The sequence below is a fragment of the Shewanella sp. SM71 genome (assembly GCF_025653905.1).
Classification (GTDB): domain Bacteria; phylum Pseudomonadota; class Gammaproteobacteria; order Enterobacterales; family Shewanellaceae; genus Shewanella; species Shewanella oncorhynchi.
The window spans coordinates 1-698 of the sequence record NZ_JAKKRW010000054.1 but is presented as its reverse complement, the minus strand read 5'-3'; the positions used below and the strand labels follow the sequence as shown (position 1 = coordinate 698).

Annotated in this window: 1 protein-coding gene; it reads right to left on the bottom strand. The window is 43.2% G+C overall.

Going from position 1 to position 698, the window contains the following annotated elements; genetic code table 11:
• Positions 1–4: 4 nt before the first annotated feature.
• Positions 5–698, bottom strand: a 694-nt coding sequence (locus L5L97_RS22810; RefSeq protein WP_263187188.1) for an IS5-like element ISSod6 family transposase, incomplete at its 5' end; no start/stop codon positions are given.

Genomic DNA, 698 nt, shown 5'->3' with positions numbered 1-698 from the left:
TTGTTCAGCAATACATCGGCAGCCACATTAACATAAACGCCAGTGACACCATACTGGCGTAATTTCTTGCTAGCTTGTCATATCTTGTTGATATTGCTCGATAGTGCTTAATTCTTCCAAAAGCATTCTCCACTAAATGTCGATACCGATATAAGCACCAATCGACTCTTTCTTGAGGTGTATTCTTATAGCGGCGCCTTGGAATAACAGATTTCCCGCCTTTATTTGCGATAAGTTCACGAAAAGCATYGCTGTCATAACCTTTATCTGCAATGACGGTATCAACCTGCTTCAGGTGCTCAATTAAGCTGGGGGCGTGTGTAATATCGTGTTTTTGGCCTTCTGATAATTCGAAATAAATCGGTAATCCTCCGCTGTCGACGGCTAAGTGAATTTTGGTTGAATTACCGCCTCGACTTTTACCAATACTCTCATTACTTAGCGTCGCGGCACCTGCACTGTGCTGGTGAGCCCGCACTATCGAGCCATCAATAAAGACCCATTCTATATCAGCAAGGTTGGCTAAGGCCTTGAATAAATGTGCTAGAACGCCTTTCTTAGACCATAAATGAAACCGTCTAAAGACCGTGCTCCAATGACCGAACTCTTTAGGTAAATCTCGCCAAGGGATACCTGTTCTAAGGCGGTAAAGAATACCTTCGAATGTTTGTCTATGTTCAGGTTTGTCATAAACACGG